Source organism: Pantoea sp. NSTU24 (assembly GCF_050157905.1).
In the GTDB taxonomy this organism is placed as follows: Bacteria; Pseudomonadota; Gammaproteobacteria; order Enterobacterales; family Enterobacteriaceae; genus Pantoea.
This window is the reverse complement of the sequence record NZ_JBKIWZ010000001.1, coordinates 3329451-3353330: the sequence shown is the minus strand read 5'-3', so window position 1 is coordinate 3353330 and position 23880 is coordinate 3329451. Positions and strand designations below refer to the sequence as shown.

At 56.9% G+C, this 23880-nt stretch carries 17 protein-coding genes, 1 tRNA gene and 1 other RNA gene; 4 read left to right on the top strand and 15 right to left on the bottom strand.

Going from position 1 to position 23880, the window contains the following annotated elements; translation table 11 throughout:
• Positions 1-10: 10 nt before the first annotated feature.
• From bcsB to ACLHDD_RS15915, 14 genes are all read right to left on the bottom strand, one after another.
• On the bottom strand, positions 11-3001 hold the full coding sequence (bcsB, locus tag ACLHDD_RS15980) for a cellulose biosynthesis cyclic di-GMP-binding regulatory protein BcsB (protein ID WP_427104850.1): 2991 nt from the start codon (positions 2999-3001) through the stop codon (positions 11-13).
• Positions 2998-5109, bottom strand: a complete 2112-nt coding sequence (bcsA, locus tag ACLHDD_RS15975) for a UDP-forming cellulose synthase catalytic subunit (RefSeq protein WP_427104849.1) — start codon at positions 5107-5109, stop codon at positions 2998-3000. The genes bcsB and bcsA overlap by 4 nt, the downstream gene beginning before the upstream one ends.
• A 49-nt stretch (positions 5110-5158) precedes the next feature.
• Positions 5159-5962, bottom strand: a complete 804-nt coding sequence (gene bcsQ / locus ACLHDD_RS15970; protein ID WP_427104848.1) for a cellulose biosynthesis protein BcsQ — start codon at positions 5960-5962, stop codon at positions 5159-5161.
• On the bottom strand, positions 5953-6534 hold the full coding sequence (gene bcsO, locus ACLHDD_RS15965; RefSeq protein ID WP_427104847.1) for a cellulose biosynthesis protein BcsO: 582 nt from the start codon (positions 6532-6534) through the stop codon (positions 5953-5955). Before bcsO ends, bcsQ begins: the two co-directional genes overlap by 10 nt.
• 578 nt (positions 6535-7112) lie before the next feature.
• Complete coding sequence (gene dppF / locus ACLHDD_RS15960; RefSeq protein WP_111142069.1) at positions 7113-8135, bottom strand: dipeptide ABC transporter ATP-binding subunit DppF; 1023 nt, start codon at positions 8133-8135, stop codon at positions 7113-7115.
• On the bottom strand, positions 8125-9111 hold the full coding sequence (gene dppD / locus ACLHDD_RS15955; protein ID WP_111142070.1) for a dipeptide ABC transporter ATP-binding protein: 987 nt from the start codon (positions 9109-9111) through the stop codon (positions 8125-8127). Before dppD ends, dppF begins: the two co-directional genes overlap by 11 nt.
• A gap of 12 nt (positions 9112-9123) precedes the next feature.
• Positions 9124-10026, bottom strand: coding sequence for a dipeptide ABC transporter permease DppC (gene dppC, locus ACLHDD_RS15950; RefSeq protein ID WP_128085905.1), 903 nt, complete (start codon positions 10024-10026; stop codon positions 9124-9126).
• A 9-nt stretch (positions 10027-10035) separates the two neighbouring features.
• A complete protein-coding gene (gene dppB / locus ACLHDD_RS15945) occupies positions 10036-11055 on the bottom strand; it encodes a dipeptide ABC transporter permease DppB (RefSeq protein WP_427104846.1) in 1020 nt (339 codons plus the stop codon).
• A 170-nt stretch (positions 11056-11225) separates the two neighbouring features.
• Complete coding sequence (dppA, locus tag ACLHDD_RS15940) at positions 11226-12836, bottom strand: dipeptide ABC transporter periplasmic-binding protein DppA (RefSeq protein WP_128085906.1); 1611 nt, start codon at positions 12834-12836, stop codon at positions 11226-11228.
• A gap of 995 nt (positions 12837-13831) precedes the next feature.
• A non-coding RNA gene (locus ACLHDD_RS15935) (RtT sRNA) lies at positions 13832-13959 on the bottom strand.
• Between the two features lie 33 nt (positions 13960-13992).
• A tRNA-Pro gene (locus ACLHDD_RS15930) sits at positions 13993-14069 on the bottom strand.
• A gap of 125 nt (positions 14070-14194) precedes the next feature.
• Complete coding sequence (eptB, locus tag ACLHDD_RS15925) at positions 14195-15886, bottom strand: kdo(2)-lipid A phosphoethanolamine 7''-transferase (RefSeq protein ID WP_427104845.1); 1692 nt, start codon at positions 15884-15886, stop codon at positions 14195-14197.
• Positions 15887-16182: 296 nt separating this feature from the next.
• Complete coding sequence (locus ACLHDD_RS15920) at positions 16183-16611, bottom strand: organic hydroperoxide resistance protein (RefSeq protein ID WP_427104844.1); 429 nt, start codon at positions 16609-16611, stop codon at positions 16183-16185.
• A gap of 95 nt (positions 16612-16706) precedes the next feature.
• Positions 16707-17171 (bottom strand): MarR family winged helix-turn-helix transcriptional regulator, encoded by a 465-nt coding sequence (locus tag ACLHDD_RS15915; RefSeq protein WP_427104843.1) that lies wholly within the window; start codon positions 17169-17171, stop codon positions 16707-16709.
• Positions 17172-17234: 63 nt separating this feature from the next.
• On the opposite strand from ACLHDD_RS15915, the gene ACLHDD_RS15910 reads away from it, so the two are divergent.
• On the top strand, positions 17235-17822 hold the full coding sequence (locus tag ACLHDD_RS15910; protein WP_288477216.1) for an HD domain-containing protein: 588 nt from the start codon (positions 17235-17237) through the stop codon (positions 17820-17822).
• Positions 17823-17869: 47 nt separating this feature from the next.
• Here the strand turns inward: ACLHDD_RS15910 and ACLHDD_RS15905 are convergent, their stop codons facing one another.
• On the bottom strand, positions 17870-18166 hold the full coding sequence (locus ACLHDD_RS15905; RefSeq protein ID WP_427104842.1) for an HTH-type transcriptional regulator: 297 nt from the start codon (positions 18164-18166) through the stop codon (positions 17870-17872).
• Between the two features lie 729 nt (positions 18167-18895).
• On the opposite strand from ACLHDD_RS15905, the gene ACLHDD_RS15900 reads away from it, so the two are divergent.
• From ACLHDD_RS15900 to ACLHDD_RS15890, 3 genes are all read left to right on the top strand, one after another.
• Positions 18896-20494, top strand: a complete 1599-nt coding sequence (locus ACLHDD_RS15900; protein ID WP_427104841.1) for a gamma-glutamyltransferase family protein — start codon at positions 18896-18898, stop codon at positions 20492-20494.
• A 212-nt stretch (positions 20495-20706) separates the two neighbouring features.
• Complete coding sequence (locus ACLHDD_RS15895) at positions 20707-21426, top strand: DUF3053 domain-containing protein (protein ID WP_427104840.1); 720 nt, start codon at positions 20707-20709, stop codon at positions 21424-21426.
• Positions 21427-21857: 431 nt separating this feature from the next.
• Positions 21858-23792: a PTS mannitol transporter subunit IICBA gene (locus ACLHDD_RS15890; RefSeq protein ID WP_427104839.1), complete on the top strand. Its 1935-nt coding sequence runs from the start codon at positions 21858-21860 to the stop codon at positions 23790-23792.
• Positions 23793-23880: the final 88 nt, after the last annotated feature.

Below are 23880 nucleotides of genomic sequence, written 5' to 3'. Positions count from 1 at the left end.
GTTATTATCCTTACTTCCTGCCGGAATCACGGTTCTGGCCGGGGTTCAGACGCCGCCACGCATGTCGCTTCAGCATCACCCAGGCGGCACTGCCCACCAGGGCAGAAACCAGCATCGCCGCCAGTGCCAGCAGCACAGAGTGCTGGTTGGCATACCACACCACCATCATGTACCAGGGCATCTCGCCGCTAGGGAACTGCGCGCCGACACGGAAACTGCGAATGCCGTTTTCATCGGTGATGATCGCCGTATCGCCACGCACCGCGGCGTTGATCTGCGCGGAACTCAAATCGTTATGCAGACGCAGCAGCTGTTCGTCGCTGGTCGCTACCGTCATCACCACCAGCCGGTCGCGATTCCACGGTGAGCGGTAGCTGAGGAAGCCGCGCCACGCTTCATTGGAGGAGAAGTAACGGTCAGCATCCAGCTGCTGACGACTCCAGTCGCCGGTCAGCCAGCCACGCACTTTTTCCAGTGCGTCAGGCTCTTTCACGCCGAAAGTGTTGCCCGTGGCGTCGTAAGGTGACGCCGCCAGCATCGCCTGATTAAAGGCACTGTTGCCGGTGGTGCTGACCGCCAGCAGATCGCTCTGCGCCAGGCGCGCCAGATGGGTACCGCCAGCGGGCAGACCAAACAGCACCTGATTCTGCGTCAGTGCGACGCCGGTAGCGTTGCCCGCCCGCGCGGCCAGGTCCAGCAGGGTGGACAGCTCCGCATCACTGGGCGTTTCCGGCAGCAGCAGCGTGGTCTGGCCAAAGTCGGCCAGCCGCGAGAACGGGAACGACGCCCCCACAAAGTAGGAGAGGTTTGGCAGCATGCTGAAGTGACGCGTATGGCTCAGATCGATCCATGAATCCTCTTCAATCCGGCTCTTGATGTTGTTATTCAGCAGCACGCCGCAGGGCGCATCAGCCCGCGGTTTAATATTGAAGTAGAGCGCCAGCTGGTTGTCGCCATAGATCAGATAGGGTTCGAGATTGAGCTGATACTGCTCCTGACGCGCATCCCCGCCCAGCCGATGCCAGGCGCTCTCCAGCAGGCCGACCTTGTTCACCGTCAGGTTGCGCAGGAAGGTGCCGTTCAGCATGACGTTCAGGAACGAATTATCCTCGTCGATCCAGCTTTCAGAGGGGAAACGGTAGTGCAGATTAACCGGCACCGTGTTGCCATCCCACAGGAACAGGTCCGGCGCGGCGCGGAAGTTCACGCGCAGCGCATCATGCCAGATGCCGCTGCTGGTCAGGTTCTGATCTTTGCGCAGCAGCTCGCTCAGGCGCACCGGGCGGTCGGTATTGATCCAGCGCGGCGCATCGTACGGCTTACGGTTTGCGAGGGTTTGCGGGGAAACCTGCAGCTGGCTCTCATCGGTGTTGAGCGGCTGTGTCGTCAGCCGGTTGGCCGCCTGACGTAGCTGATCGTCGTTGTTGCCCACAACCAGCAAGAGCTTGTAAACCGGATTGTTGGGGTTATCGACCAGCTGCAGCATCGGGCCGTTACTGGCCGGAAGCGTCAGGGTGCCGATACGATCGCCAGGGTGACCAAACAGGATGCCGTTGTTGTCCGGCAGTTCGCCGCGCACCACCGGGAAACGGATGCCGCGATAGTCACTCTGAATGCCGAGCCAGGAGGCGACCAGAGCCGCTGCGCTGACCGCGTCCGGTGAAACCTGACGGGCGAACCCCATCGTCACCACGGAGGCCGTCATCCGCTGCGGATCCAGGAAGGGACGCGGGAAATTGCGCAGGCTGGTGCCGATATTTAGCTGCTGCCCCTCAAGGTGCAGCGCGGTCTTTGGCAGAATCGTGACCTGATACTGCCGGGCACTCTCTTTTTCGCACAGCAGCTTGTCCGCATCGTTGATTTTGAAATTGAGGTTATTAGCCGACACCACCATCGCCGCCGGAATATCCAGCTCATAGTCGCTGACGTCGCTGTCCGTAGCGCCCAGTGGCAGCGTGCCCAGCGGCTGACCATTCAGCATCAGCTGCAGCGACGTATTGCGGGCGGCCAGCGCGGCGGACACGCGCAGCGTCAGATTCAGCCGCGCATTGGTAATGACTTCGTCGCTGGGCAGGGTAAAGGTGATACCCGACTGTAGCTGACCGCCGGTCAGGGTGATGCCGCGCGTCTGGCCCATCTGGGCCACCGAGATGGTGCTGCTGATGGGCTGATTGATCGCCGCCGCGATAACCGGCTGCGGCACGGCCACGGGTGCGGTGGTCTGGCCTGGCGCATAAGGCACCGCGCTGGCGGCGGCCGCAAGCGCCGGATCGGCACCGCTCAGTCCCTGCGGCGGCGGCACGTCGGACAGCGCACTGCTGTCCTGGGTGACCGATCCGCTGTTCTTCTCTGGCACAGCGGCCGAAACCGCCGCCTCTCCGCTGGTCTGTGGCGCGGATGTCGCCTCACCTGCCGGGGCATAGGCTGGATTTGCCGGTGCGGGCGTGGTCTCCGCCGCCACATTCTGCGGCCCTGAAGCCGGGACAGATTCCGTAGCCTGTGCAGCCTGGGCTGCTGAAGAGAGTGATGATGCGGCCGTCTCGCCACTGCTGACCGGCGGCGCGGCCTGCGCTGAATCCGCAGCCGGTGTGGCCTCCGTGTTAACCGGCGTCACCGCAGGCGATGCAGACGCCGCGCCGCTGGCTGGGGCCGGATTTTCTGCGGGCGCGCTGACAGCGGCATCCGCAGCCGGTGTGGCCGCACTGTTAACCGGCGTTACCGCGGGCGATGCAGACGCCGCGCCGCTGGCTGCAGCCGGATTTTCTGCGGGCGCGCTGACAGCGGCCCCGGATGGCAGCGGTGCTGCACTGTTGACCGGCACGCTGGCGGTCGCACTGTCAGCATGCGCTGCGGACGCGCTGTCCGCGACCGTCGGGGCCGGGCTGTTTACCGGTGCGGCGCTGCTGCTCTCACCGGCAACCGGCGTCTCCGCGACCGCAGGCGTCAGCCATAACGCGGCGCTTAGCGAACTGGCCAGCAACGTTTGCGTCAGGATCTTCATGCCGCGCCATCCTCTTTCGCCGCCGCGGCAACCGGGTCGACTTTTTTACGTTTATCGTGGCGGCCCTTCCAGGTCAGCCAGAACAGCTCAAATACGGTACGAATAATTGTGCCCAGCGAAATCAGCGGGTTATCCTGCTTATACTCCGGCTGGATCCAGGCATCGGCGCGCGCCAGCACGACCCGCACCAGCTCGCGACGGCGCGCCAGCGGCATCGCCTCGAAGCGCAGGCGGATGCTCTCGCGATCGCCGGAAATCTTGCTGACCGGAATGGTGATCGCACCGGATTTCAGCAGCAGATCGATCTCTTCAATCTCGTCCGACGCGTGGCGGCCGTCCGGCGCATCAAGCTGCGCCCCCCCCATCGACAGGTTACTGGTCTGGGTGCGTGATGAGATGCCGCTGGCGTAGTGGATAATCGCTGGGATCTGCACCTCCACACGGATGGTTTTGCGCACCTGCCTGGTTTCGCGGGCGACGGCAATGGCCGCCATAAGAATAATCAGGCTGAAGATCGCCCAGCCAACGTTGAGCGCAATAACGTAAGGATCGACGCCAAAATAGTCATGCATCGTGGCACGAACGATGCCCGCCACGATCCCGATACCCAGCAGCAGCGCCACAATCACGTGCGGACGCACGATGTGGAAGTCAAAGAAGCCCTGGTCCAGCACGCCGCCTTTATCGGTCACGTTGAACTTGCCATGCTTCGGCGACAGCAGGGTCAGCAGGGTCGGGATCACCAGATGGAAGCACATCACCGTCTCATAAATCTCACCCCAGAAGGTGTAACGGAAACGGCCATTCATGCGGGAGTTTACGTAGAGCGACATGACCAGGTGCGGCAGCACATAGGCAAAGATCAGCGACGCCGAAGAGTGAATAATGTTCAGGTTAAACAGCAGGTAAGCCAGCGGCGCCGTCAGGAAGGCCACGCGTGGCAGGCCGAACTGGAAGTGCAGCATGGCGTTGAGATAGCAGAGACGCTGCTGCCACTTCAGGCCACGGCCAAACAGCGGATTATCGACACGGAAAATCTGCGTCATGCCGCGCGCCCAGCGGGTACGCTGGATGATATGCAGGCCGAGGCGCTCGGTCGCCAGACCGGCCGCCAGCGGGATCGATAAAAAGGCGGAGCCCCAGCCCAGTCGCTGCATTTTCAGCGCGGTGTGAGCATCTTCGGTAACGGTTTCGACCGCAAAGCCACCAATCTCTTCCAGCGCCGAACGGCGGATAACCGCACAGGAGCCGCAGAAGAAGGTCGCGTTCCAGTTGTCATTCCCCTGCTGCACCGGGCCATAAAAGAGTGCACCCTCATTCGGAATGCTGCGCGCCGCGCGCAGATTGCGCTCAAAGGGATCGGGTGAATAGAAGTAGTGCGGTGTCTGCAGCAGCGCCAGCTTTGGATCTTTCAGGAATGGCCCGACCGTCGCCTGAAGGAAGGTACGGGTCGCGACGTGGTCGCAGTCAAAGATGCAGATCAGCTCACCTTTGGTGATCGTCATCGCATGGTTGAGGTTACCGGCTTTGGCGTGTTTATTGTCGTCGCGGGTGATATAGCCGACGCCGACATCCGCCGCGAAGCGGGCAAATTCGCTGCGCTTGCCATCATCCAGCAGATACACTTTCAGTTTGTCACGCGGATAATCAATACACTGCGCCGCCAGCACGGTGTCGCGCACCACATCCAGACTTTCATTATAGGAGGGGACATAAATATCGACCGTCGGCCACAGCGTGGTGTCATCGGGTAAAGGTTCGATGGTGCGTTTTAATGGCCAGGTGGTCTGCAGGAAGCCAAGAATTAAGATCAGCCAGACATAAAGTTCCGCCAGATATAAGCCGATCCCGAGAAGTGCTTCAATCTCGGAATTAAAATGCAGCGTCTCCGTCGTGCGCCACCAGATATAACGGCTGGACATTAAGGCAGAAAGAATGACCATCACCACCGTTATTTTGCGGCTTTTGCTGAACCCTAATAAAAACATCATGCCGATACTAATCAGGCCAAAAATATACTGTTTCTGACTGTCCATTGGCGTAATGATGATCACCGCAGCAACGGGTGCAAGCACCAGCAGCAGCAGGTAAAACCCGATTTTACTCATAATTCACCCTGAGAAGAGCTGTATAAGTCAGTCACCTGGCCGAAGCTGGTTAATAGTGGTTTGTGCGGATGGAAGCCTGCACTTCGCCATTACCTACGGTAATGTTCAGAATGTTGCTGACACGTTTAGCGATCAGTTCAATATCAAATGCGGCTGCCGACGCAGGGCTGAAATCATAAACTGACTGCTGGGACGCATTGGCCTCACCCACACTTTCATCACGGTGAACCACGCCCAGTAAATTATCGCCCAGACGCTGTTGCATAAAGGCGGTCACATCGCGATTAATATTCCTGCGATTATCGCACTGGTTAAGAATAAAGTGGTGCCCATGCTTATTATTAAGCGGTTTACCAATCATTCGGTTCTCTTCAATCTGCGGTAATAACGACACAGAGGCGGTATCCGCTAACATCACCACTAAATGTATATCGGCCAGCGCCGTCATCGCTTTAAGGGCGGGACCCGGGCCGGGAGGAAAATCGGCCACAATCACCAGGCCCGGATAGTTCAGTAACGTGTCCAGACCGCGCCTGATGAAGTGAGGGTCTTTCATCAGGTTCTCTTCGAACCGTTCACGCTGAGGCTCCGTGACATCGCCATAAGGCAGGACAAAGATATTGCCGCCCGTGGTGAGGATCGACTGACTCCAGTCTGCCTGCTCTTCTGAGCGCGCCACAAAGCCGCGACCATCGTTAAGCGGCACACCAAAGTGAAGACGCAGTGCATTCTGCACATCAAAATCGATGGCCAGCACTTTGCTACCGGATCGTGCCAGACTCCAGGCCAGATTCGCCGCCAGCGTCGTTTTTCCCACGCCTCCCTTTGGCGAACACACACAAACTAACGGCATAGCGCAATCTTCTCCAGTAACGGTTTGAGTAAAGTTTCTTTTGGCAATTGCGTCTCGCGCGGGCGGAACAGCGCACCAAAGCGTCCGGGTTCAGAGGTAGATGCAGCCGGTGAGATTGCAGGCTGAGGCTCCGCGACCGTAGCAGTCTGTACCGGCGCGACAGGCGGTGCCGCCTGCGGCTGGGTCAGCGGTTGTGGCGGCGGCGGCGGAAAGAGCGACGCCGTGTGATTCTCTGCTCTGGCGGGCGCGGGCATTGTGCTGCCTGAAAGGCTATCCAGGATCGACGTACCCGCCCCCAGGGCCGGTTGCGCGCTGAGCGTGGCATGGCGAGGCGGTGCCTCGGGCGGCGGCGCCGTAAACTCATCACCGCGCAGCGGCTGAGGTTGTGGCAGGTCAATACGCTGGCCACCACTAAAAGGCGTCTGATTTTCCTCTTTTGCCAGCTGGCGGATTAGCGCCCATTTGCTGTGTTCTGCCGCTTCCTGCGCCTGACCAGACATATCTTTAAAGTCGATGTCGAGCGTTTGCGTTTTCTCTTTAAAACGCTGCAAATCATCGTAATCATTCTTCATTCGTCATGGCCTGCAACAGGAGGGAAATTTTCCGGAATATAGCATATCCATTTAATTATCGTCAGAAAAATCTGATTACAAAAAAGCCAAAATCAATAAAACAGATTAACCATAAAGATTCTTATTTAGCCGAATAACGCCATCCTCACCACATTAAAGCTGATAATTAATAATTATTTCTTAAGTTAAATCTGGCTGTGCAATTTTAATAATTTTTAAGGATTAACCACGTTGATGACCGCCGGCAGAGTCAGGCTGACTGGGGTAAATTCCCCCGATAATGCAAACAAACCTGCGGCGCGGAGAAATGAAAGCGAAATGCGGCGCTGAGGGATTGAAAGTCCTTATCTTTTTTTGCACAGAGCCTCTGCCATAAAAAATCAGGTGAGCAGTATTAAAGAAAAAATGAAAGGTATCGCCGCTGCGTCATCGCTGACCCGCCCGGGATAAGGTCTGAGGCTGAGTTGAGATAAAAAAAGGCTCCAGAAAGGAGCCTCATACCGGGGGAATCGCGTCAGGACGTCAGAACCGGTGGTGGCCTGTGCGCTCAGCGCGGCTGGCGCGCAAGCCGTACATCTTCAGCTGACCTTCTCTGCCACACCCACCGGCTGATTTTCATCCTGGTCCACAGCGAAGCAGGCAATCTCCTGTCCACCGTAGTTTTTCAGCTTCGGCTGCAGCTGCACACAGGTGCCAAAACGACGATGACAGCGCGCATTAAAGGCACAACCCGGCGGCGGATTAAGCGGGCTGGGCAGCTCGCCGGTCAGCTTAATACGTTCGCGGCGGTCGTCAGGATTCAGACGCGGCGTCGCGGACAGCAGAGCCTGAGTATAGGGATGACGCGGATTCGAGAAAATGGCCTCTTTGCTCCCCTTCTCGACGCAACGGCCCAGATACATCACCATCACCTCATCGGCAATGTGTTCCACCACCGACAGATCGTGCGAGATAAAGACGTAAGAGAGCCCCATATCCTGTTGCAGATCCATCATCAGGTTAAGTACCTGGGCACGCACCGACACATCAAGCGCAGAAACCGGCTCATCGGCAATCAGGACATCCGGATCGAGCATCAGCCCGCGTGCGATTGCAATACGCTGACGCTGACCGCCGGAGAACATGTGCGGATAGCGGTCGTAATGCTCGGTCTTCAGGCCCACTTTCGCCATCATCTCCAGCGTCTTCTCGCGGCGTTCTGCTTTGGTCAGTTGCGTATTGATGACCAGCGGCTCTTCCAGAATCTGGCTCACTTTTTTACGCGGATTGAGCGAGCCATACGGGTTCTGGAACACGATCTGAATTTTCTGACGGCGCAGCTTCTGCGCCTGAGGATCGTGCTTCAGCAGATCCTGACCGTGCCAGTAGAGCTGGCCTTCGGTCGGCGTTTCAATCATGGTCAGCAGGCGGCCGAGGGTGGATTTCCCACAGCCGGACTCCCCGACCACCGCCAGGGTTTTACCCCGCTCCAGATTAAAAGAGACGCCATCCAGCGCTTTGACCAGGCGCTCCTGACCAAACAGTCCCTTCTTCACCGGATAGTGCTTCTTGAGATCGATGGCCTGCAGCAGGAACTGATCTTTATTGGTTTCATGACTCATAGGTTGGTCTCCCGGCATCGTCCAGCGGATAGTGACACTTGGACTGGCGTCCTGGAATGGTGCGCAGTTCAGGTTCTTCCTGACGACAGCGGTCAGTTGCATACGGGCAGCGTGGATTCAGCAGACAGCCAATCGGGCGGTCATACTTGCCCGGCACCACGCCCGGCAGCGAGGCCAGACGCGCTTTGTCTGCTGCAAACTCCGGCAGCGCGCGCAGCAGCGCCTGCGTATAGGGATGGCGTGGCGCTTTGAAGATATCGCCAGCTTTGCCGCTCTCCACCACCTGACCGGCATACATCACGATAATGTGGTGCGCGGCTTCGGCCACCAGCGCCAGATCGTGCGTAATCAGGATCAGCGCCATGTTCTCCTGACGCTGCAGCTCCAGCAGCAGCTCAATGATCTGCGCCTGGATGGTCACGTCGAGCGCCGTGGTCGGCTCATCGGCGATTAACAGCTTAGGCCGACAGGCGATCGCCATGGCAATCATTACACGCTGACTCATCCCGCCCGACAGCTGATGCGGATAGACATCGAGTCGTGAGGCGGGATCCGGAATACCAACCTGATTGAGCAGGTCGATTGCCCGCTGACGACGGGTGCGTTTGTTGCCGCCCTGATGCACCTTGATCGCTTCCATAATCTGGTAGCCCACGGTGTAGCAGGGGTTGAGGCTGGTCATCGGGTCCTGGAAAATCATCGCCACTTCTGCGCCCACCAGCTGGCGACGCTCTTTTTCGGAGATGCGTTTCAGGTCGCGCTGGTTGAACTCCAGCTTCTCCGCCATCACTTTGCCAGGGAAATCGATCAGGCCCATGATCGCCAGTGAGCTGACCGATTTGCCGGAGCCGGACTCGCCCACAATGCCCACGACCTGGCCCTGCTCAACCTGATAACTGATGCGGTCAACCGCGCGGAACGGTGCTTTCTCGTCGCCGAAATGCACCGACAGTTTGTCTACATTTAATAACGCCATCTCGGTGCCTCTTTACTGCTTGAGTTTCGGGTCGAGTGCATCACGCAAACCATCGCCCATCAGGTTAAATGCCAGCACGGTCAGCAGAATGACCAGTCCGGGGAAGGTCACCACCCACCAGGCACTTTGCGCATACTGCAGGACGTCGGAGAGCATGGTGCCCCACTCCGGCGTTGGCGGTTGCGCACCCATACCGAGAAAGCCCAACGCCGCCATATCGAGAATGGCGTTGGAGAAACCTAATGAAGCCTGCACGATCAGCGGTGCCAGGCAGTTAGGCAGAATATTCACGAACATCTGGCGCAGCATACCGGCACCCGCGACGCCGGAGGCGGTCACGTAATCGCGATTGACTTCCACCAGCACCGCCGCGCGCGTCAGACGAATATAGTGCGGCAGCGCCACAAAGGTCAGCGCGATGGAGGCGTTAACGATGGAGGGGCCAAAAATGGCAACCAGCACCAGGGCCAGCAGCAGGCTGGGCAGCGCCAGCATGATGTCGACCAGACGCATGATGGTGGCATCGACCACGCCGCCGAGATACCCCGCCAGCAGACCGAATATCACGCCGAAAATCAGCGACAGCACCACCACCAGACAGCCCACCAGCAGCGACAGGCGGGCACCAAACATCAGGCGCGACAGCACATCGCGGCCCACGTCATCGGTGCCCAGAATGTAGCTCCAGCTCCCGCCATCCTGCCAGACCGGCGGATGCAGCAGCGCATCACGGAACTGCTCAGCCGGTGAATGCGGGGCCAGCACATCGGCGAAGATGGCGCACAGCAGCACAATGATGATGTAGACCAGGCCAATTACCGCGCCTTTGTTACGCTTAAAATAGTGCCAGAATTCCTGAAACGGGGTCATCGGCTTGGGTGCAACGTTAACGCTGCCGGGTTCAACAACAGACATGATGCCCCCTTATTTCTTGTGACGTATGCGCGGATTCACCACGCCATACAGCAGATCAACCAGCAGGTTGACCAGAATAATCAAGACGGCGGTCAGCAGCACACCGCCCTGCACCACCGGATAGTCGCGGCGCTGCAACGCTTCAATCAGCCAGCGACCCAGACCCGGCCAGGAGAAGATGGTTTCGGTCAGAATCGCCCCGGCCAGCAGTGTGCCGACCTGCAGACCAATCACCGTTACCACCGGCAGCATGGCGTTGCGCAGCGCATGCACCACGATCACGCGCATCCGGGTTAAGCCCTTGGCGCGCGCCGTACGGATGTAATCTTCACCCAGGACTTCGAGCATGGCCGAGCGCGTCATACGCACAATCACCGCCAGCGGAATGGTGCCGAGCACGATGGCAGGCAGGATCATGTGCATCACCGCATCGTGGAAATCACCCGGCTCGCCATAGAAGAAGGTATCGATCAGCATAAAGCCGGTCAGCGGCAGCGTATCGTCCAGGAAAACGCTGTCGCCCACCCGCCCGGACACCGGCGTCAGGTTAAACTGCACCGACACCAGCATGATCAGCATGATGCCCCACCAGAAAATCGGCATGGAGTAACCGGTCAGTGAGATGCCTACCGCCGTATGATCGAAAATCGAGCCACGTTTTACGGCCGCCAGGACACCCACCGGGATGCCGATAGCGACGGCGAAGATCATGGCGCAGATGCCGAGTTCCAGTGTCGCTTTGAAGCGCGGCACGAACTCATCCCAGACCGGGATGCGGCTCTTCAGTGAAATGCCGAGGTCGCCATGCAACACGCCGTTGATGTAGTTCAGATACTGTTTCCATAGCGGCTGATCCAGACCCAGCAGCGCCATTAACTGTGCATGACGCTCAGGTGAAATACCGCGCTCACCCGCCATGATCAGGACCGGATCGCCGGGGATCATGTGAACAAACGCGAAGGTAAGTAATGTAATGCCGATAAACGTTGGGATGACAAGGCCCAGACGTCGGAGTATGAACTGCAGCATAATCCGGTTTCTCTCTTGTCCGCGCGACCGTCGCCGCGAGGGGGGTTATTGCTTACATCTGACGATCGGGTAGACCCGACCGCGACGCAGACAGGCTGCGCCTCTACCGTTTCCAGTAAAACAGGGAGATAGAGCCGGGGCGACGTGCTGCCGCCCCGGAAATGCGACAATTATTCGTTAATGTCTACCTGGGCAAAGTAGTGTCCGCCCAGCGGATCGACTTTGTACCCGGTGACTTTCTTGCTGACCGGTTCATAGACCGTAGAGTGCGCGATCATCAGCGCCGGTGCCTGGTCATGCATTACAACCTGAGCCTGCTTGTAGTACTCGATGCGCTTCGCCTGATCGGCGGTGGCGCGGGCTGGCTGGATCTGATCCTCGAAGGACTTATCACACCAGCGCGAGTAGTTAGAGCCATCTTTGGCTGCAGAACAGCTGAACAGCGTCGCCAGGAAGTTATCCGGGTCACCGTTGTCGCCGGTCCAGCCCATCATGACGGTCTGGTGCTCGCCCGCTTTAGCACGCTTCAGATATTCGCCCCACTCGTAGGTGACGATTTTGGCTTTCACGCCAATCTTTGCCCAGTCGCTCTGGATCATCTCCGCCATACGGCGTGCGTTCGGGTTGTAAGGACGCTGAACCGGCATCGCCCACAGGTCGATGGAGAAACCGTCCGCCATGCCCGCTTCTTTCAGCAGCGCTTTGGCTTTCTCAGGATCGTAAGCGTAATCTTTCACTGCGTCGTTATAGCCCCACATGGTTGGTGGGATCAGGTTCTTAGCCGGCTGGCCTGCACCCTGATAAACGGCGTCGATGATCGCCTTTTTGTTGACCGCCATGGTCAGTGCCTGACGCACTTTCAGGTTATCCAGCGGTTTTTTCTCAACGTTGTACGACAGATAACCGACGTTCAGGCCAGCCTGCTCATACAGGTTGATGTTCTTATCCTGCTTCATACGGGCGATGTCAGCCGGGTTCGGGTACGGCATCACCTGGCATTCGCCTTTCTGCAGCTTGGCGTAACGCACGGACGCATCTGGCGTGATGGAGAAGACCAGGCGATCGATTTTCGGCTTGGTCCCCCAGTAATCCGGGTTCGCTTTGTACAGGATGCGGGAATCTTTCTGGTACTGCAGCAGCTGGAACGGCCCGGTACCCACCGGATTCAGGTCGACGTTCTGCGGGGTGCCCGCTTTCAGCATGTTGTCGGCATACTCTTTCGACAGAATCGAGGCAAAGTCCATACCGAGGTCAGCCAGGAATGGCGCTTCAGGACGTGTCAGCACGAAACGCACGGTGTGGTCGTCCACTTTTTCGACTTTGCTGATCAGCTTCGGCATATCCATGCCTTCGAAATATTCGTAGCTGCCGCCGGAAACGCCGTGGTAGGCGTTATTTTTGTCCAGCTGGCGCTCGAAGGTGAACACCACATCATCCGCGTTAAATTCGCGCGTCGGTTTGAAATCTTTGGTGGTCTGCCACTTCACGCCTTTGCGCAGGTGGAAGGTGTAGGTTTTACCGTCTTCGCTGACATCCCATTTCTCTGCCAGCGCCGCGTGCAGTTCAGTGGTGCCAATGGTGAACTCAACCAGTCGGTTGTAGATCTGACGTGAGCTGGCATCGTAGGTCGTGCCCGAGGTGAACAGCTGCGGGTTAAAGCCTTCCGGCGAACCTTCAGAACAGTATACGAGGGTTTTTGCCTGAACACCGGCGGCGACAGTCATAGCAATCAGGCTCAGACCGACCTTCAGCATCCCGGATTTAGCCAGGGAGTTGATCATGCTTTTGCTCCATTGTGATGTGATGTTGTGTATTGCCCGACCTCTGATTTTTTTATGCGGTTCAGGCAAACCACCGAACGGGTGGTGTAAACGCACGATGCCGTTTGTTTTTCTCATGCTGATTAGGCATTCAGAAAATTCCGTAACTGCACGTTATTGACGCATCAATTTGTCAACAGTTGCAAAGAACGTCAATACAACGGTTACTTATTTACACAGAGTGTGAGGAATAGCATGCAACGGTAATAAAAACCGTTTTGCGCTGAAAGCCCTACAATACACAGCACATAAGACCTGACTTCCGTGCATTGTGCTGGACGGCTGCTCTGTCGCTAGTGATTCTCACCGCTAAAAAACTTAAAACTTTTACCGGCAAATGCTGAATAACTGAACGATTCACCGTGCGTTATGACGTTCATCCAGCGGAATATGCTGGTTAAGAAGCATAAGAAATCAGCATGTTGATGCTTTCAGTCATAAGAAGAACGTGTCGCGAATTATGCTGGCAGCTCTGATAAGGCAAGGGCTGCCAGCACGAAAGCGCTATTAACAGCGGTTAACCCGCGAAACAGATGACGAAGGGGGTTTACTGGAACTTTTCGGAAAAGCCAGAAGCTTCGTGGGGTTGACATCTGACACCTGATATCGCACAGGAAACCGGAGCCGTTCACTCTGCGGGGCTTGCTGGCGCTGGTAAGCCGGCCAGAATGATTCGGTTCGGGCTTTTGCACTGCCAGAAATCTCCGCCGGACGCAACGCGAAGGGGCGTTCAGGGCGGTCAGATCGGGAGTGCGCCGGAAACAGGGTCAGACCGGAAAGGCGCTTAAACCTTCCCCGGACGTTCGGCCCACGCCCTCCCTGGCGTGGGACGCTTTCCTCTTCTGTCCCGGTTCCCTGCGCCTTGAGATTTTGCGTGGCGGTAAGGGGCGACCAGATTCTCATCCTCTTTTCTGCAGACGAAAAAAACCTGTCTTTTCAGACAGGTTTCTTAAACAGGGTCGGCGAGAGAGGATTACGCTGCTTTGCGCAGCGCCCTTCGGGCCGTTGCTGACGCAACGTTGTCTCGCTTCGCTCGGCGCAAACCTCCTCTGTCGGTTCTCATCCTCTTTTCTGCAGACGAAAAAAAACCTGTCTTTTCAGACAGGTTTCTTAAATATGGTCGGCGAGAGAGGATTCGAACCTCCGACCCACTGGTCCCAAACCAGTTGCGCTACCAAGCTGCGCTACTCGCCGATGGGGGCGCATGTTACTGCTCCCCCCGAACAGCGTCAACCGCTTTTTGAGCTTTTGCCGCCAATCGCCTGGAAAGCACGCGGTTAACGGGTTCCAGCGGTCTGCCACTGCCTTTTCATGCTCTGCTACAGCGACTTAGCCTGACTCGTCGCCGTGGCCTGACACCAGTTATTAGCCGGGTTAATGCCGCCATCTGGCGAGGTATATCCCAGGCAACCCAGGATAGTATCGAACAGCTCAACATGGCGATGGGTACGCCCTACACGCTGCTGCGCCTGCAGACGCTCAAAGTTGCTGCGGTTCTGGCTGTCTTCCAGATACTTATCGGACGCCCAGACCATCATCGGCACCCGGAACTGCTCAGGCGGCGCCATCTCACGCGGTGTGCCGTGCAGATGCATATTCTCGCTGATCGACTCACCGTGATCGGCTGCATAGAAGACGATCGCTTTTTTGTCGCGCAGCTGATCCAGTACGCTATCCAGCATGCTGTCGACATACAGCACCGAATTATCATAAGCATTAATCAACTGCGCTTTACTGCAGGTTTCATCCACGCCCATGCATTCCGGCTGATATTTCGCGAAGCTGCGCGGGTAACGCTGCGAATAGAGATAGTGCGATCCTTTGGTGTGAAGCACCACCAGATGCTTGCCTTTGGGAAAACGATCCAGTGACGCTTTCATCTCCGGCACCAGCAGCATGTCATCGACCGCTTTACCCTGATTACGCTTCTCTGAACCAATCTGCTCGCGGAAGGCAAAGTTGTTGGCATTCACGTTATCGTAGAACCAGACCTCGCTCTGCATCGCAAACAGTTCCGAGGTGAAGCCCAGCTCTTTCATCACCGCAAACACGTTCTGCTCTTTCAGCGTACGCCCCGGATTATCCATGGTGCCGCCTTCACGCACGAACATGCAGCGCAGCGACAGTTTGGTCGCGGTATCACAGGACTCCCCCCGGAAGGCCACCAGGTTCTTCTCTTTTGACAGTTTAGGCGTGGTGTCACGCTCATAGCCCAGCATTCCCATGTGATCCCAGCGCGTAGTTTCGCCAATCACAAACACCACATAGGTATCGTCCAGTCCGGCAGGCGCAACATACGTAAATTTTTTCGCCGGATCGAGCAGCTCTTCGCTTTTCAGGGACTCATCCATGCGGGTCCACGCAAACAGCCCGACCGCCGCCAGCCAGTTTGAGGGAAGATAAGAGTGCGCCACGACTCCGCCGTAGCTCGGCAGATCGATATTGGTGATCTCTTCATTGTGCTTCTGCAGCTTGTCGAAAAACCGGATCGGCAGCCAGACCAGCGCGACACAGAGCAGCATAATCAGCATCGGTTTCAGGCGCTGCCCCGGCGTCCGCAACTGTTCATTCAGGGTCATGCTCAACCGGTTGCGCCAGATCATCAGCAGTGGCAACGCGCTGACCAGCACCATCCACAGAATGAAATGGTAGCCCACGACCTCTTTAGAGAGATCGGTGTCGGTGGTCATTACCGACGCGACGATACCGTAACCAATCACGACGTTAAAAAACGCCATGTAATAGGCAGCGGCAACAGAAATCAGCACAATCAGCGTGGCCAGCACGCGATAAAACCACTTTCCTCCCAGCGACAGCAGGCGCATCAGGAAGAACGTCAGCAGCACAATGGCCACCACCTCGGTGACGGCAGTGAGCCAGTTCGTTATCGTAGAGTGCCTGAGAAAGCCATCAAAACGGCGATAAAAAATCGGTAAATTCAGTAAGATACCGAGGTAAAGCGCCAGCAGCAGCGATAACTTTTGCTGGGACAGGGTTTTAATATAATTCATGAAAAAAGGTGTTTCTCCGGAGTGAAGCGCTTGACCAAATCTTGTTATGTGACTACCGAAACGCGACAGAGTTCGCCGAATAAGCGGACCGGACAAAGATGAAGGAAAATTCTGAACGGGCTAACAGGCTGTAACGCGAGGTGGCTCAGTAAAGCATGGCCGCCTTCATCAGGCCAGAAAATAATCACCGATGACCCGATTAGCGCCTTTTTTATACAACGAGGGGGGCGGGCGACGAAATTGCCGCGGCGCGCAGCAGAAAAGAAGCGGGCCTGTATATCAGGCCCGCAGCACGCTTAGCAGATGATATTCAGCGTGACGTCAATGTTGTTGCGGGTCGCGTTTGAGTAAGGGCAGACGATGTGTGCCGCATCCACCAGCTTCTGCGCTTCGGCTTCATCCATGCCAGGCAGATGAATGTTCAGGGTCGCTTCGATGCCAAAACCGTTGGGAATAGGACCGATACCGACTTCACCTTCGATCCACGCCTCTTTCGGCATGGTGATTTTGTCGCGGCCGGCGACAAATTTCATCGCACCGATGAAGCAGGCGGAGTAACCTGCCGCAAACAGCTGCTCAGGGTTAGTCACTTCGCCGCCGGCACCGCCCATCTCTTTTGGCACACCCAGTTTCACATCCAGCACACCATCAGAAGAGGTTGCACGACCATCACGACCACCGGTTGCTTTGGCTTTGGCGCGGTAAACCACTTGTTCTAAAGACATGACATTTCTCCGTTGCACTATTTAATCGCCCGCTACTTATTTAGTCGTGAACGGGCGGTGAGGTTCAGTGGGTGCGGCGCACCCAACAGCAATTTCTATCGGGACTGATTCAGGTTATCGCGCAACCCGTCCAGTTGTAGTTTCAGGGCCAGCAGGGCCTCATCTTCACAGGCCGTGGCACATTTTATGGCGTCAGGAATCGTCTCGGCCCTGGCGCGCAACGCCCGGCCAGCCTCGGTCAGGGTTACTGCAACCTGCCGCTCATCCTGACGGGTGCGCTGCCGGTTAATCAGCCCTGCGCTTTCCAGCCGCTTCAGCAAAGGCGTTAATGTGGCCGAGTCTAAAAAGAGCTGCTCGCCAATCTCCGAGACCGTGATGTCATCTTTCTGCCACAGCACCAGCATCACCAGATATTGCGGATAGGTAATATCGAGCTGGCTCAGCAGCTGGCGGTAAACTTTACTCATCGCCAGGTTGGCAGAATAAAGCGCAAAGCAGAGCTGCTGGTCGACCAACAGTGGCATCGGTTTCACTTTTTTGTCATCTTGATCACTGTTCATAATCATGAATATAGATAGCGCGCTAGATAATTGCAAGCAAACTTTTTGCCAGGGGGTAAAAGCATGCAGGATTCACTGGAAGAACAGGCTCGTCGCTTTGCCACCGAGGCACATGCCGGAGCCGGTCAGCGCCGCAAATATACTGATGAGCCATACATCGTTCATCCGGCTGCGGTCGCAGAGCTGGTGCGCAGCGTCAGTCACGACGAGGCGCTCTTAGCGGCGGCCTGGCTGCACGACACGGTGGAGGATACCGCCACGACGCAACAGGATATCGAAGCGCATTTTGGTCAGCGTGTGGCCAGCCTGGTGGAAATGCTGACCGACAGCGCCCCCGCCAACGCAAAGAACCGCGCCGCCCGCAAAGTGGCACACTTCCGCCACACGGCCAGCGCCAGTCCGGAGGCACAGACCATTAAACTGGCGGACATCATCGATAACACCCGCGCGATTGTCCGTTTCGATCCCGATTTTGCGCGGATTTACCTGGTAGAAAAACAGATTCAGATCGCCTTACTGAAACAGGGTGATGCGCAGCTATGGCAGCAGGCTTCGACGATTATCGAAAGCGGGCTGGCCCAGCTGCGGGAGCCGCCCTACAGCGTGCCGGAGAGCTGGTTTACCCGACAGGCGGCGAAATACAGCGCCTGACGCCCATAAAAAAACCCGCCAGCGGCGGGTTTATTCCTGATATCTGATCAGTCAAGCAACTGCCGTCCCAGATAAGGATTGGCATGTAACAATTTCATCAGTTTCTGCGCCGTCGCCGAAGGACGGGTACGGCGGGCTTCCCAGCTCTTCACGGAAGAAACGCTCACGCCCATTACTTTTGCAAATTCATCAACCTGCATGCCGGTCATTTCACGCAGACGCTGCGGTTCTGGCTGGGCGGGTTGCTGGCGCTGAATGAGTAACTCGGCGGCGCGATCATCACGTGTCAAAACAATCTGCTCAAGGCTGCTGAGCAATTCAAACATCGGGTCTTTTAATTCCATAGAGAACTCCTTAAAACTCACTATGAAGCACGTGAAAGTAGAGAGGTACGAGCCTGAAGTCAGGACTCTGAAACCGGGCCTGTTCCAGGCTGGATCCCGCAAGGGTTTGTTTTTGTTATGAGAGAAACCATTACGGGACACAGCCTGCGGTGCATTTCTAAAAGTTGTCAGGTCAATGCAACAAATGCCGGGAGACTAAGTATGGATAGAGACCTGACGATTTGCTGCGCAATTTATAATTATTTTTTTAACTAAGGTTTGCTGGAAAAATCCCAGCGCCTCTAACCTGCTGAGGCAGCTGATTTTTTCACCCTCATAGCGGGCAAAAAAATCAATGTGTGTTTGCGATTTATGCGGATGCCCTCAAATTTTTTACCGGCATCTTCTCATTTCTGTGAGGTGCTGCACCTCTGCAGGTAGTGAGTGCAAAATATACGCCAGCGGCTTACTTCCTGAACACTTATATTCATCATTCTAATTAAAATAAGAATAATCCTGGCAGGAGCTTCAGCGTTGCCGCGCGTCGGCTCACGGTGCAGTGCGGGAAAATCCGTTATTCTGAGTGCTGTTTTTTCAGCAGATTATTGAGCAGCAACCTTTAAGAAACGGCAGATGCCTCATTCCGGTGCGTTGATACCGTCCACGCCTGGCGTTATGCGCGACAAAAGTGCACACCCTGACTGTTGTGCAGACGGCAGGCCACACAACCAATCCCGGCAAGGAATAGCGATGCGTGAAACAGATTTTAATGTCGCCTACCCTTCTCATCGCGTCCCGATGATGGGACGCAATGCGGTGGCGACATCACAGCCGCTGGCGGCGCAGGCAGGCTTGCGTATGCTGCAACAGGGGGGCAATGCGGTGGATGCGGCGATCGCCACGGCTATCGCCCTCACCGTCCTGGAGCCGACCGGAAACGGCATCGGCAGCGATGCGTTTGCTATCGTCTGGGATGGCAGTGAGCTGCATGGGCTTAATGCGTCAGGCCGTGCCCCGGCCGCCTGGCATCCCGGCCGCTTCGCCGCGTTTGACACCATGCCGGAAACCGGCTGGGAGTCTGTCACCGTACCCGGCGCGGTGTCGGCATGGGTTTCACTGGCGCAGCGCTTCGGCACTCTGCCGCTGACCACGCTGGCGCAACCGGCGATCGATTATGCGCGCAATGGATTCCCGGTTTCGCCACTGATTAGCCAGCTGTGGCAGCGTGGCTACGATAAACTGCGGGATCAGCCGGGCTTCAGTGACTGCTTTGCGCCACACGGCCGCCCGCCCCGGGCTGGGGAGCTGTTTCGCAATCCGGCTCAGGCTGCCACTCTGCAGGAGATTGCCGAAACGCAGGGCGAAAGCTTCTACCGCGGCGCACTGGCAGAGAAGATGGCGGCCTTTGCCCGCGAGCATGGTGCTGCCCTGACGCTAGAGGATTTAAAAAACCATCGTGCCGACTGGGTTACTTTGCTGTCGCATCCGTTTGCTGGCGGCTCGGTACAGGAGTTGCCGCCTAACGGTCAGGGCATCGCCACCCTGATCGCGCTGGGCATTCTGGAAGCGTGGGAGATCAATCGCTATATACCTGATTCACCCCAGTGGCTGCACCTCTCCATTGAGGCGATGAAACTGGCGCTGGTCGATCTCGAACGCTATGTCACCGATGAAGACCACCTGGAATTTCCGGCAGCACTGTTGCTGAGCCAGGACTATCTGCGCCAGCGGGCCGCTTTAATCGATCCTGACAAAGCAGGCGATTTCCGCTTTGGTTCACCGCAGCAAAGCGGCACCGTCTACGTGGCCGCCGGTGACAGCAAGGGCATGATGGTGTCGTTTATTCAGTCCAACTATATGGGCTTTGGCTCCGGCGTGGTCGTTCCCGGTACCGGCATCAGTCTGCAGAATCGTGGTGCAGGTTTCTCATGCGATCCGGCCCATCCCAACGTGGTAGCTGGCGGTAAACGTCCCTTCCATACCATTATTCCTGCCTTTGCGCAGGATCAGCAGGGCCAGCCGCTAATGGCATTTGGCGTGATGGGCGGCCCGATGCAGGCCCAGGGGCATGTTCAGCTGGCGCTGCGAATTATGCTGCATGGGCAGAATCCCCAGGCTGCGATTGATGCGCCGCGCTGGCGGGTGGTGCAGGGGCGCGAGGTAGTCTTTGAATCCACCCTCGATCGCAATACCCTCAGTACCCTGCGCCGTATGGGCCATAACGTGGTTCTGGAAGATCCGCTGAGTAACTACAACTTTGGCGGCGCGCAGGCGATAGTGCGCGATCCCCAGGGGTTCTACATCGCGGCCAGTGAAAGCCGGAAAGATGGCCAGGCTGTGGTATTTTAGGGCCGCCGTCATGAAAACATCGCCCTGAGATCGGTACGCCAGCAGGCAACGCAGGGCGCGCCGTCACGCAGCGGAACGGGTTCTGCCACTCCTCTTTCAGAAAGCACCTGTTTTACCGGTGGTTTCACATTGTGCCGTGGCGCAGGTTTGTTCTATTCTTTAGGCCATTCCTACCTGGACATCAGACAGTATCACCGACAGGAGTTGACCCTATGGCTTCAGGATTTACACGCCTTATGGCACGCGGCGGCATTATGCTCGCTGGCGCGCTGATCGTACTGCAGCTCACCGCATGTGGTGACAAAGAAGGCGACCAGCGTAAAGCATTTATCGACTTTCTCCAGAATACCGTGATGCGCAGCGGCGAACATCTTCCCAGCCTGAGCGAAAGCCAGAAACAGAGTTTTGGCAACTTCGCCAGCGATTACGCCATTATGTATGGCTTTTCACAGCAGGCGAATAAAGCGGTGGAACAGGGAATGCGCCCGGTGGTCGATGAGCTTTCTGCGATTCGCGTTCCGCAGGATTACCTCAGCCGTCGCGACTCACTGCGTCAGGCCAACAGCGCCCTGGTCATTGTTACCCAGCAGATTGAAAGCGCCAAAATGCAGGCAGACAGCAGCAAAGCGGCACTGAAGCAGTCGGATGACCTGAAAAAAGTCTACGATACCGCCTACAACAAAGTGGTGACGGTGCCCGCCAATCAGTTGATCCCACTGCTGCCCCAACTGCAGGCGCTGAGCCAGGGTGCGGTGCAGACCGGCGACTTCCTGCAGCAGCAGGGCTCCCGTGTCAGCTTCAACGATGGCGGCGTGCAGTTCCCGACCCAGGATCAGGCCACGCAGTATAACGCGCTTATGAGCACGCTTTCTGCCAACGCTCAGGCACTGCCGCAGGCCCAGGCGGCTGTTCAGGGTGGCATTCAGCAGTAAATCCGCTTTACGGGCAGAGGTCCTCCTGCTGCCCGTTTCCTCACCCTTTCTCTTCCCCATTCTGGCCCACTGAATGAAGTGTGATCTGGCGCATTTTTGACCAAAAATATTTTGTGATAAACATCACACATCTGTAATAAACCACACCCCGCAGGATGTGACACACATCACAGATAATCTGTCTTTCTGATTAAAAATACGGCAACACAGCGGTGGTGCGTCAATAAAATGTGATCATAGTCACGCAAAATCCCCCTGAAGACACCCTCATTCAGTGATATAGATCACACTAATTCCATGCCCTACGCAGTGCCAGATTCGCGTGATAGAGTCCGCGTGCATACAGTAATACCACCGGCTTCGGCTCGGGGTGGCTAAACAAAAACAAACGCGCTCTCCTATTGCAGCGCGTCTCAATAAGGGGTGGGTTTATGTCCTCATCAGTGAAGGTCAAAGTACAGAGCTTTGGTCGCTTTCTGAGTAATATGGTGATGCCAAACATCGGGGCGTTTATCGCCTGGGGTATCATCACCGCACTGTTTATTCCAACTGGCTGGCTCCCTAACGAAACGCTGGCCAAACTGGTCGGCCCGATGATCACTTACCTGCTGCCGCTGCTGATCGGTTTCACCGGCGGACGTCTGGTAGGCGGCGATCGCGGTGGCGTGGTCGGCGCTATCACCACCATGGGTGTGATTGTCGGTGCAGATATGCCGATGTTCCTGGGTGCGATGATTGCCGGTCCGCTGGGTGGCTGGGCGATTAAGTCATTTGACCGGGCAATTGACGGCAAAATCAAAAGCGGCTTCGAGATGCTGGTTAACAACTTCTCGGCCGGTATTATCGGGATGGTGCTGGCCCTGCTGGCATTCCTGGCCATTGGTCCGCTGGTAGAAGGTCTGTCGCACATTCTCGCGGCGGGCGTAAACCTGATGGTGCAGAACAACCTGCTGCCGCTGACCTCCATCTTCGTGGAACCGGCGAAAATCCTGTTCCTGAACAACGCCATTAACCACGGTATCTTCTCTCCTCTGGGCATCCAGCAGGCGAGTGAAGCGGGTAAATCGATCTTCTTCCTGATCGAAGCAAACCCGGGTCCGGGGATGGGCGTGCTGATGGCCTACATGTTCTTTGGCCGCGGTAGTGCGAAACAGTCTGCGGGCGGTGCAGCCATTATCCACTTCCTGGGCGGTATCCATGAGATCTACTTCCCTTATGTACTGATGGCACCTCGTCTGCTGCTGGCCGTGATCCTGGGTGGAATGACTGGCGTCTTCACGCTGACCGTCCTGAACGGCGGCCTGGTCTCGCCTGCTTCACCGGGTTCTATCCTGGCGGTGCTGGCGATGACGCCAAAAGGCGCTTACTTCGCTAACGTCGCCGCTATCGCGGCCGCCTTTGCTGTCTCTTTCGTGGTTTCCGCTATCCTGCTGAAAACCAGCAAAGTGAAGGAAGATGATGATATCGAAGCCGCGACTCAGCGCATGCATGAGATGAAAGCGCAGTCCAAAGGCCAGAGCGCACCCGGTGCCGCCATCGCCAGCGACGCCATGAGTGTGGATCTGCATCACGTGCGTAAAATCATCGTCGCCTGTGATGCCGGTATGGGCTCCAGCGCCATGGGCGCAGGCGTACTGCGGAAGAAAGTGCAGGATGCCGGTCTGAGCAATGTCTCGGTGACCAATACCGCGATTAACGCCCTGCCGGGTGATGTCGATCTGGTTATTACGCATCGTGACCTGACTGAACGCGCAATCCGCCAGGCACCACACGCCCAGCATATCTCGCTGAATAACTTCCTCGACAGCGCGCTCTACAGCACCCTGACCGAACGTCTGGTGGCAGCTAATCGCAGTGACGCGCATCGCGAAACGGTGAAGACGACGCTGGCCGACAGCTACGATGACGGTAACGCACACCTGTTTAAGCTGGGCGCGGATAACGTCTTCCTCGGCCTGACCGCCAGCAACAAAGAGCAGGCGATTCGTTTTGCCGGTGAACAGCTGGTGAAAGGCGGCTACGTTGAGCCAGAGTATGTTGAAGCGATGCTGGCGCGTGAAAAACTGACGCCGACCTATCTCGGTGAGTCGATCGCGGTGCCGCACGGCACGGTGGAAGCCAAAGATCGCGTGCTGAAAACCGGTGTGGTGTTCTGTCAGTATCCGGCAGGCGTTCTGTTCGGCGAAGAGCCGGAGGATGTGGCGCGTCTGGTAATTGGCATTGCGGCCCGCAACAACGAGCACATCCAGGTCATTACCAGCCTCACCAATGCGCTGGATGATGACAGTGTGATCGAGAAGCTGGCGAGCACCCGCAGCGTGCAGGAAGTGCTGGATCTGCTGTCAGGCAAGCCTGCCATCGCATAATGTCGTGATATTTTCCCTGGGGCGGTCATGCCCGTCCCTATTTTCCGGGGCGGGTTTGCCCGCCCCATCGTCATTTGATATGGGTCAA